Annotated in this window: 10 protein-coding genes; 6 read left to right on the top strand and 4 right to left on the bottom strand. The window is 31.7% G+C overall.

The features are described from left to right. Positions 1–313 precede the first annotated feature (313 nt). Positions 314–1,729, bottom strand: coding sequence for a hypothetical protein (locus CYP51_RS00375; protein ID WP_103623939.1), 1,416 nt, complete (start codon positions 1,727–1,729; stop codon positions 314–316). A gap of 572 nt (positions 1,730–2,301) precedes the next feature. Between CYP51_RS00375 and CYP51_RS00370 the strand changes: the two genes are divergently transcribed. The 6 genes from CYP51_RS00370 to CYP51_RS00355 all read left to right on the top strand — a co-directional run bounded on the left by CYP51_RS00370 (position 2,302) and on the right by CYP51_RS00355 (position 9,327). Continuing rightward, positions 2,302–3,711, top strand: a complete 1,410-nt coding sequence (locus CYP51_RS00370) for a DUF6538 domain-containing protein (RefSeq protein WP_258032749.1) — start codon at positions 2,302–2,304, stop codon at positions 3,709–3,711. A gap of 69 nt (positions 3,712–3,780) precedes the next feature. Beyond that, the gene (locus CYP51_RS09945) at positions 3,781–3,930 is read left to right on the top strand and encodes a hypothetical protein (protein ID WP_258032748.1); all 150 of its coding nucleotides are present in this window, start codon (positions 3,781–3,783) and stop codon (positions 3,928–3,930) included. Then, complete coding sequence (locus tag CYP51_RS09940; RefSeq protein ID WP_258032747.1) at positions 3,927–4,442, top strand: tyrosine-type recombinase/integrase; 516 nt, start codon at positions 3,927–3,929, stop codon at positions 4,440–4,442. The genes CYP51_RS09945 and CYP51_RS09940 overlap by 4 nt, the downstream gene beginning before the upstream one ends. Then, positions 4,439–6,124, top strand: coding sequence for a hypothetical protein (locus CYP51_RS00365; protein ID WP_103623938.1), 1,686 nt, complete (start codon positions 4,439–4,441; stop codon positions 6,122–6,124). The genes CYP51_RS09940 and CYP51_RS00365 overlap by 4 nt, the downstream gene beginning before the upstream one ends. 194 nt (positions 6,125–6,318) lie before the next feature. After that, on the top strand, positions 6,319–7,329 hold the full coding sequence (locus tag CYP51_RS00360; protein WP_103623937.1) for an IS1595 family transposase: 1,011 nt from the start codon (positions 6,319–6,321) through the stop codon (positions 7,327–7,329). Positions 7,330–7,353: 24 nt separating this feature from the next. Then, positions 7,354–9,327, top strand: coding sequence for an HpaII family restriction endonuclease (locus CYP51_RS00355; RefSeq protein ID WP_103623936.1), 1,974 nt, complete (start codon positions 7,354–7,356; stop codon positions 9,325–9,327). A 145-nt stretch (positions 9,328–9,472) separates the two neighbouring features. Here CYP51_RS00355 and CYP51_RS09725 read toward each other — a convergent pair whose 3' ends face one another. From CYP51_RS09725 to CYP51_RS00340, 3 genes are all read right to left on the bottom strand, one after another. Next, the gene (locus CYP51_RS09725) at positions 9,473–9,628 is read right to left on the bottom strand and encodes a hypothetical protein (protein ID WP_180997711.1); all 156 of its coding nucleotides are present in this window, start codon (positions 9,626–9,628) and stop codon (positions 9,473–9,475) included. Between the two features lie 184 nt (positions 9,629–9,812). Next, a complete protein-coding gene (locus CYP51_RS00350; RefSeq protein ID WP_103623935.1) occupies positions 9,813–10,049 on the bottom strand; it encodes a hypothetical protein in 237 nt (78 codons plus the stop codon). Positions 10,050–10,307: 258 nt separating this feature from the next. After that, positions 10,308–10,607, bottom strand: a complete 300-nt coding sequence (locus CYP51_RS00340) for a DUF883 family protein (RefSeq protein WP_103599593.1) — start codon at positions 10,605–10,607, stop codon at positions 10,308–10,310. Positions 10,608–10,926: the final 319 nt, after the last annotated feature.

Raw genomic sequence — 10,926 nt, 5'->3', positions numbered from 1 at the left:
TCCTCCGTTTACGCTTTTAACTACTCCGGCTTCTTTAGCCATCATATTCTCCTTATTGTTTATAGTATTTAAAATTCTGAATGAATTATATAAATTTTAAAAGGGTTTGTCTATTGTACTGGGGTACGATATGAGATTTTTATAATATAAATAAACGGCATTGTGATACTTCAGAATTTATTTACCATTACTCTATTCCTAGAACATATGACCACCTGATCACCATTTTTATAGTGTTTTATCTTTTAGTTGATTTTTGGGATTTTTTGTTTTTATATTACTACTATACTTTGGATGTCTCTAGAAAATTTCTTTACCCCATCTCCATCCCAGCATCATCTTTTGCAAATTTACCCCTTAGCTCTGGCATTTCATTTACTATCATCTCTCTTAACTCTGGGTTGATATTTGCTATTTCTAGTAAAAGACCTAAGCTTTTGTCATTAAAGTCTCTTAGTCTGATATTTTCACTTTGCAAACTTGTATTTTTATGTGTTAGAGATTGATTTTCTCTATCTTGGCTCTTTAACAATGCATTTTGTTTATATATCTTTGTTTGTTGATTAGTATATGCTTTTAGTTTGTGTCTAAGAATTGTTATCTCATTGTCTTGCTCAGCTTTGGTTTCTTTTAAACCATCTAGCTCTTTTTCTAGCTGCTCTTTTTCTTTTAAGACTCCTGTGCTTTTCTTTTTATCTTCCCCTATGATCTTACTTTGTTCTGTTATTTGCCCGGCAAGAAGCTCTACTTTTTCTTTTAGCTGTTTATCAGATGTGATGGTTATATTCTCTTGCATTTGTTCATAAACTAAATTTGCAAGACTAGATAAATAAGCCTCTTTCTTGTTAGCTTCTAGTCTAAAATGCTCATCAAACCATAAAAACTTTTCCTTTGTCATATACTTATTTGCTCTCTTTTTCATAAGCTCTCTAATCTTACTCTTTAACTCTTGCTCGCTATTGTATTCACTTGCTATTTGGTGCATTTGGGTTAAATTCTTATGTCTATTTTTACTTGGTTTACCACGAAGTACCTGACCTTCAAATGCCTCTGCTCCCATATCTTGTAGCTCTTTACCAAATTTTGCTGTTTGTGCCTTACCGCTAAATCTCAAATTTGCATGCTTCTCAAAGTTATAGTTTGTAAAGATGATGTGATAGTGTTTGGTCTTCTCATCATTATGCTCAGCTATAAGCAGACACTTTACACCATACTTTGCGCAGTAGGCGTTTATAAATCTCATTACTCTATCCATTTGTATGTTTTTATTTATAAATTTTGACTCTTCTTCGTTTAATCCTTCTTTTGGCTCTTTCTCTCTGTCTGTACCAAATGTGATGATAATCTCACAAAAACCAGCCATATCTTTACGCCAAGACTTATTTACAAGAGTTTCTTTACCTTTTCGTTTTTGTGTATAGGACTGCGCGGTATAGTCTTTCTCAAAGCTATCCTGAAAGCCTTTAAGTAAATTCTTTACAAAGGCTATGTTGTGCAGCTCATCATCTTTGCTGTTAACATCTCTCATATTGCCATTATTATTAAACTCACTTAGGAGCTTGTAACGATTAATAGTGGCTGGATTTTTGTTGAGATACTTTATATGCTTCTTTTGATTTTTCTCACGACATGCATGTGCAAATCTACCTATGGCTCTACCATATGTTAAAAAATCTGATCTTACGTTTATAACTAGGTTGTGGCCATTTATTGTGTATGAATTAGCCATGGCAAATCACCTCACTACATAAACTTTCTTTCGTGCTAGCGGTGCTAGTTACTATCAATAAAAATTTTTTCATTTTTATCCTTTTAAAAAGTATTTATAGTAATTACACCAATTTTGGAAAAAATTTCAGCTAGAAATGCAAATTTTTGTAAAAAAGTTTATTTTTTAAGAAAGAAAAATCAAAAATATTAAAATGATGAGATTAAAAATGCGTATTTAAGGGATTTGAGATAAAAAGCTAGAAGCAAGAACTTAAAACAAATTTATTTTTATGGTATTAAAAGGGTGATGGCTTTATAATCGTTGGAATTTTTAAGAGGCTGTCCCACTTTAGTAACCAAGTGTTCCACTCTTAAAGGAAATTTTAAAGAAAGGGAAAGAGCAAAAGCATCACTGCTAATGCCTAAAATATTGTGTTCTGGTGTCACGGGGGAGACTTGAACTCCCGACCTCTGGCTTATGAGGGTTTAAAAATAAACCTTGTGTAAGCACCAAAAAGACGGCACATAGCCAGTTTCACACTAGGTATCTGCTACATTTTGCTACAAAGTTATATTGCATAGGTAACAAAGATGCAATATCTAGTCAAACGAAATAGCATATACTACTTTAGAGTAGCCATCCCACTATATCTGAGGCCTTATTTTGGTAACAAAACCGAATACATAACCTCCTTCCTCACAAAACGCTTTGATACAGCAAAAAATCGTGCTAAGATCTACTCTATAATTTTTAACGCGATCAAAAAGGCATGGAAGATGAATTTGAGCAGCGAACTTATAGAGCACTTGGTGCTTATGCTTTTAAAAGCCAAGGAGGCCAAAAGTATCAAAGAGCATGATATGCTTGGCAGATATATAAATTTAGATGGATTGCTATCACTAAATTTGTTTTTAAAACAGAGTTTAAAAGAAGATAGCTTGCCCAGTGTCATATCAAAAGAGGTTGATGATATCTGCAAAAAGCTATCTTGCACTGACTCTCACACCAAAAAGCTTCTTGGCAAAAGGGTGCTTGAGGCAACGATAGATAACATAAATCACATATCATATAAGATGTGCAAAAATCAAAAGCTACTAAATGATAAGCAACAAGCATTTGTACCACTTGGTAAAAAACATAAGAGCACAAATTTAGATAATGGCACCAAAGACGAGATAGCAAAAGGTGTTAAAGAGGCTAACATATATAGCTATCAAGACGACATAGAGACTTTAAAAAAGCAGAATTTGGTGCTGCCTTTCACTAAAAAGTCCTTAAAGCACTCTATTTATGATCTAACAGATGCTATAAATGAGCTAGCCAAGCAAAAAGGTGCACTCACACAAAACGATATCCTAAGAATATTTGGTTGTGAGTTATCGCCAGATGGAGACAACGAGCTAAGTGATGATCTAAAATTTGGGTATGGAAATTTAAATGATCCTAACTTTGGTGGTCAGGTAAAGTTATACAAGGCAGATAAATATGAAGATAAGGGTATAGTTTTAAGTGAAATTAAGGCTAAAGACCTTGAGATAGATGATACAAGTGATGCTAGTGGCATGACTTTCAATGAAGCTATAAATTTCTTTCAAAAGCTCTTCTCAAATAGAGCTAGAAGCTTTAAATCACAGCTAGTCTCATCTACTAAAAGCGAGAGCAAAGCTGACATTCTCACGCTAAAGAGTGCATTTGAAAACTATATATCAAACACGAGTATTTCAAACAACTGGAGTGATAGCACATTTGGTCTTGTTAGACATGTAGGACGGCTAATGTCTATGAAATTTGGTGACGAGCTAGATATCAAAAAGATAAAAAGAGATGACTTGCTAAATTTTAGAAATATCTTACTACAACTACCAACCAAGCTCTCTCAAAATAGTCTCTATAAAGATAAAAGCTTAGATGAGATCATGGCTTTAGCAAAAGATAGACCAAAAATTTCTAAATCAACTATCAAGAAATATATTGTTAGAGTTAGTGAGTTTTTTAAATAATGCTACGATAGCGACTATATAGATAAGAATCCAGCTATAGATCTGCAAATAAGTATAAACCAAGATGATGTGACAAATAAAAACCCTTATGAAGATAGTGAAGTAAACGCACTTTTGGATATTGTTAGTAAGATCAGGTCAAATGGCGATACTAAAAGCCAAAGGATTAGCAAAGATGAGCTATTTTTCGTTACTCATATAGCAGCTTATCTGGTATGAGACTAAATGAGATAATCCAGTTAAACACAGATGACATAGTCGAAAAATATAACATAGTATGCTTTAGTTTAAATACAAAAATAGATGTAAAAACTGGTAAGAGTAAGACTTTAAAGACTAGAAACTCTGCAAGGATTGTTCCTATACACTCTAAGTTAAGTAGCATTGGGCTGTTTGAATTTATAGAGAGTAAAAAGAAGCTAGCTAGGAAATGTGGTAAAGCAGTTAGGCTATTTAGCTGTGATAATAAAGACTTCTCTGAATATTTTAGAAAAAAAATCAATACTAAAGTTATAAAAGATGGTGATAAAACAAGAACATTTCACTCATTTAGGCATACTTTCATAAACAAGCTCATCCAAAGTGGCCAAAGAGTTGAGCATATAGCTGCCCTTGTAGGGCATGAACAACAATATAAGATCACCATGAATACTTATGGCGAACCAGTAACTCCAAAAATTCTAAAGGATCTAGTTGAAGAGATAAATTTTTATCAAGGAGGGGAAGGGTGAGTATTCCTAAAGTTTATGAGCCTAGTCTAAACCTTTGTGTTAGAAGTGAATTCTTAACAGCCAAAAAGGCCATTATAAGATATGAACATAATACAAGAGAGGCCAAACATGCTAGCAAGATAGGATATCTTAGAGGCAAGAGTACACAGAATAGGTATATAGTCCTAAGCGAATATAATAACAATGGAAATATGCGGGAGATTAATAGCTCTGATAAAAACTTTAACGACAAGAAGTATATAAAGTCACTTATAATGCAATATCATAAGATGATGAAAGATGATTATGAGTCCCAAACAAAAACTTATAAAAATGGCAAGGTTGTTAAAAACCATTGGCGAGATAACATGGTCGGTTTTTCCGAGGTGGTCATAAGCTTTGGTACTGAACGTGATAAAGAGCCAAAAGAGGGACTAAATTCTACCGAAGTAAATTTTATAAACGCTAAAGTTTCGCTAAATAGAGTACAAAGGTTTGCAAATTTATACTGTGCGAAATACAATGTAAAGTGTCTGCTTATAGCTGAGCATAATGATGAGAAAACTAAGCACTATCAGCTTATTTTTACAAACTACCTATTTGGGGAACATAAAAACATTAGATTTGATGGCAAACGAGAGACTAGCGCCTTTGGTGGAGGGCTACAAGAAATGGGTGCAGAAGCGTTTGATGGTATTGCAAATCGTGGACTAAAGGGTAGTAAGCTTAGACATAAAAATTTAAAGCAAATGCACCAAACAGAAAGAGAGTATAAGAGTGAAAAAGAGTTAAAAAATAGCATTAGAAAGCTTATAGATAAAGAAATAATAGATCATTCAGAAATAGTAAACAAATTTTTTGGTGACAAAATTGATTATTTTAAGTTAAAAGTTGACAACAAAAAGGCTTTATTAGATGCTCTTACAAATTTAGTCCTAGAACAAGCAAGAGAAAAGATAAAAATAGTTACTAATGCCGAGCTAAAACAAAACATCGAAGTGCTAAAAGAACAACTGCTAGACAAGGGTGAAGTATTGGCAAGAAATAGAGTGTTAGAGCAGTTAAATGAAGATCTAAAGCAGGAAAATGAAAAACTAAAAGAGACTAATGCAACTCTAAATAATCAAAATGAAGCTATAAGAGACCAAGCTTTACAAATAAATAACCTTTCATCCAAGCTAAATCAAAAAGAAAATGAAAACAAAAACTTGCAAGATGAATTAAACATCTTCAAAGCCGATAAAGCCCAAATAGATGTTCTAAAGCAAAAAGCTTATCAAAGCGATATATTGCAAAGTAGGCTTAATGAGACTGACAAAAAAATAGAGAGTGTAGAAAGAGCAAATCGATTCTTATTACAAAGAAAAAGTGAATTGGAAATGTCGCTAAGTAATGAAGAGATCTTAAAAGAAGACAATAATAAAAAACAAAAAGAAATTGCTGAACTACAAGTCTCTATAAAAGACAAAGATCAAAAGATATCTGAGCTTGAAAGCAAAATCACCCAAAAAGATAGCAAAATAGATGCCCTAGAGGACAAGATGACTATCCTAGAGAGCTTTAAAACGAAAGCTATTAATTTCATGTCCAAAATAAGTAGCTTAATACCAAATTTTAGCAGCTTGCTAGACAATGAGGCACCAGAGATAAAAAATGAGATAAAAGGCAAGATATATAATAGTAAGGACGAGATAGAGATGTAATTGCTTAACTATATATTGTTAGTTTATAAGCCATTTGTAAGTTTTGGCTTTTAAAGAAAAACTATAAATATGATTCTATAAAGGAAGGATAAAAAATATAATAGAAAAAACTGGATCTGTGTGAAAATTGTATTGCTTTTTAAGCTTTATTTTGCTAGAATATCTATATTAAAAATAGCAATAAAGGCGTTAAAATGGCAACTTCTAAAGCAGAGCTTGAAATCGTTAAACAGCTTTTTAGCACACTTAGCGATGATGATAAAAAATCATTTCTAAAATCTATAAAATCAAAAGAAAAATTAGAGCAAAATTTTACATTTATCAAAGAGATAAAAAAGTGTCCGCATTGCAAATCAACTAGTTTTAAAAAGAACGGCACAACTCACGGAAAACAAAGATATATTTGCAATGATTGTAAAAAGACATTTGCTATCACAAACAATACTATACTTTTTAGCTCTAAAAAAGACCTATCCGTATGGAAAAAATATATCCATTGTATGATAGAAAAATATTCACTTAGAAAAACAGCCGAAATTTGCGGTATAAATTTAAGCACAGCTTTTAACTGGCGACATAAAATTCTTGACTCACTACAGAGCGTAAAGCTTGACGCCATTATTGAAGCTGATGAAACATTTATGCCCATCTCGTATAAAGGTCATCACAAGGATTTTAATTTTCCACGCTCGGTAAAACATCGTGGTATGACAAACACGAAGCGTGGTTTATCAAAAGAGTTAGTTTGCATACCTTGTGTTGTTAATCTAAACAGCAAATCAGTAGCTAAAACAGCAAATCTTGGCAAGCCAAACGTAAAAGCTTTAAATGGCGTCATCTTTGGCAAAGCAGAAAAAGAGAGTGTATTTGCAACTGATAGCCTTAGAAGTTATCTAAAACTATCAAGCGAAATGAGTTTAAATCACATAATAACACCACGCAATAAATACTATAACGGAAGTTTTAATATCCAAGTAGTAAATAATTATCACAGCTGTCTTAAATCAATGCTAGTGTATAATTTCAAAGGCGTATCCACAAAGTATTTTAATGACTATCTTGTCTATCATAATTTTTTAAATTTTGCAAAAGAAAGCAGGAAAGATAAAGAACAAATTTTACTAAATCACATACTAAATACCGATTGCATTAGCAAAGCTGAAAGTTTAAGAGATAGACCAAGCGTGCCATTACTTGTGGCTTAAAACAAGAAATATAATGGTGTAAATATGAAAAAATTTACTTTTGTTGATTTGTTTGCTGGTATTGGTGGTTTTCATTTGGCTATGGATAGCTTAGGTGGAGAATGTGTTTTTGCATCAGAAATTGATAAGTATGCTAGAAAAACTTATGAATATAATTTCAAGAAGCTAAATAAGAAATTATTTGAAAATGAATTATTTAATGATGATATTCGCAAAATAAGCCCATCCGAATTACCTGATTTTGATGTTCTTTGTGCTGGTTTTCCATGCCAACCATTTAGTCAAGCTGGTTATAAACGTGGCTTTAATGATGCGCATAAGTCAGAGCGTGGTAATTTGTTTTTTAATATTGTTGAAATACTTGAAGCAAAAAAGCCAAAAGCTTTTTTTCTAGAAAATGTTCGTGGTATAGTTAATCACGATAATGGTAAAACATTTAGAGTTATTAAAGGTATTTTAGAAAAGGAATTAGGATATAGCTTTTACTTTCAAATAATTAAAGCTTCCGATTTTGGGTTACCTCAGTTAAGACCAAGAGCTTTTATGATTGGTTTTAGAAACGATACTATTCAAGATGGTTTTTCTTTTCCAAAACCTATTCCACTTAAATTTACAATGTCAGATGTATGGCAAGGTAATTGCGATAGGGAAATTGGATATACTTTGCGTGTAGGTGGTCGTGGTTCTAAAATTGATGATAGACGAAATTGGGATAGATATTTAGTTGATGGGGAAATTAAACAAATAATGCCACAACAAGCAAAAAAAATGCAAGGTTTTCCAAGTGATTTTGAATTTCCTGTTTCAAAAGTTGAGGCAATGAAACAACTAGGAAATAGCGTAGCTATCGACGCTGTGAAAGCTTGTGGAAAACAACTTGTTGATTATATGTTTTTATTAGACAAAGCCAATAGGGGAAACAATATGTTAAAAAAACAAAAGAACAAAGGCGAATGGAGTGAAATATACTCTTTTTTAAAACTAATAAACGACAAAAAGATATTTCTAGCAGACAAAGAGCTTAATCCAAAATCTGATTTTTTTAGTATCACCAAAGTAACTACTTTAAATATAGACCACTCGTGCTATATAAGTGAAAATGATATTATTGAAGTTGAAAATAAAAAAACAAAAGAAAAAAATAAAGTTAAAGTTTCAGATTTTCTTAATGCTGATATTATGAAACAACTTGCTACTTATATAAGTGATGGACAAGGTTCAGCATTTGATATTCCCCTTTTTCATATTATAAGTAATAAATTAGGTGTAGCACTAATTAAAGGTGGAAATTCAAATCAAAAAGCAGATATTGTTTTGGATATGAAAAGAAATGGAGTAATGACTTATTGTAATGAAGGGTTTGGCATTAAGTCTTATTTAGGAAGTTTGCCAACATTACTTAACGCTTCTAGCAATACAAATTTTGTTTTCAAGGTTCAAGGATTATCTATAACACAGTTAGATTGTATAAATTCAATTGATACAAGAACAAAAGTAAAAGATCGCATAAGTGCAATATACAAAAATGGTGGTTCCCTTTGCTTTAAACAAATAGAACAAACAACAATGGGCTATAATCTCAATTTAATTGACAGCATAATACCAGAGCTAGTTTCGTTTATGTTAATTGAATTTTATAAAAATAGATATAACAATATAGATGAAAATCTAAAACAAGTATATGAAAAATTCGGTAAAAATTTTGGGACAGATTTAAATGGCTTAAAAATTAAAGTAAAACGACTGCTTGTGGCTATTTTGCTAGGTTTTTTTCCAGGAACAAAATGGGATGGTAAATACCTAGCCAATGGAACAATTGTTATAAAAAGTGATGGCGAACAAGTTGTATATCATATTACTGATTTAGAAACATTAGAAAACTATTTATTTGAAAATATTCGCTTTGATACACCATCTACAACAAGACATAGGTATGGTTCGATTTTTACAGAAAATGGCGAATTGTTTTTTAAATTGAATTTGCAGTTAAGATTTTAAAAATACAAAAATTAAAAACTTTAAATTTTTCTTTATCTAGCAATACATTTAGCACACAGAGTCAAAAAATTATATGGATCAAACTATTGAAGTTCAACCCACTAGATAATGAATTAATATCTACGTTTAAATTAAAAACAAAAAATTATTCTGTTTTGTCTTTAACGTAGGTAGCACCTTTGTTAACTTTGTCTTTTGACCACTCGACTGCATTGCCAGTATCTTCTTTGGCACCATGCCAAGTATTAGAACAGCCGACCATAAAAAAGGCAGCACACAATAGAACTAAAAAATAGCGCATATTTACTCCTTTGTTTTTAAGAGGTGGCGCTTGGACTGAATCGGCAATCTTTTATGCCTTGAATGGGTTTTCAAGATCTTTGCTTCTATCAGCACGGTCATCTCTTGAAATTATATCGCTAATTATATCTAAAATTTATTAATTTTTTTATTCAACGTAAGAAAAGAGCATAAAAAACTAGTTTTTATAGAAATTTGCTTAAGGTGGGTATTATAAAATTTTTATCTATTATTGATATCAAGGCCTGCTTAATATTGCCTCGACTGATTAGATTGAGTTCTGTTGAAAAGTTTGGCAAAGGGTCATTTAGTAGCAAATTCAACTTAGCCTCTTCAAGCTTTAGCTTTTTTTTATCTGTATTTTTATTCTCTAGCATAGATACCACTATTCTTAGCTTTTCTTTTGTTATATCACTTTGCACGGAATACCTTGTATACGATAACTGAAGATAAAAAAGCCACAGCAGAGCAGGCAAAATACGACCAAATTTCCCCAATAGTTTTTTCAAGGAGCGTGTGCAACCCTAGTAAAAAGAATACTAAGCCTAGGATGCAAATCACGCCAACAATTATATTGAGTACAACTGAATTAGCGCTCTTTAAAAAAGAGCTCCTAATATCCTCGGCTTGAGCATCTACTAGCTCAACCACGGATACTATAAATTCAGATATGCCTGCCATTATTTTTTTAATAACCAGGCAGCTAAAAATCCAACGCCTGCAGCAATAGCAATGCTTTTAATTGGGTCTTCTTTTATTGCATCGTTTACGTTCTCTATGCCGTCTTTGCCTTTGGATTTTAGATCATCTATATATTTTTTGATTTCGTCGATATTTAGTTGGTCTAAAATTTTATCTTTAGCGGATTCCGCACGCTCTGCACCCATATCTTTGATAGATTTTATAACATCTTTAAAATCTGCTTTCAAAGAATCTAAGTCTTTTTTTAAAGACTCTAAATTTACCTCTTGAGTAGCCATTAGGACTCCTTTATTAATATTGTTTTGAGCTGAAGTTCTCGTATCATTATATATGATGTTACTTAATGGTTAATAAATTTAGCAATTTAAAGAATCTCATTGATAGTATGATGCTATTCTATGTTCCGTTAATAACTAAAAGTCACCATAAGGTATTCCGATATCCTTTTAAAATTCTTAGTGTTATACCTTTAATTATTTTTAATATATTTTATTAAATTACTATGCAAAATTTAGATATTTTATCTGTAAAAGCTAGTTTTTAGAGATAATGATTTGTCTGAGCTTTTATATTTTTATTGTATTATGAGAATAAAAA

Source organism: Campylobacter concisus (genome assembly GCF_002912895.1).
Taxonomy (GTDB): Bacteria; Campylobacterota; Campylobacteria; order Campylobacterales; family Campylobacteraceae; genus Campylobacter_A; species Campylobacter_A concisus_G.
The sequence above is the reverse complement of the archived record's forward strand: the minus strand, read 5'-3'. Positions and strand labels throughout refer to the sequence as shown.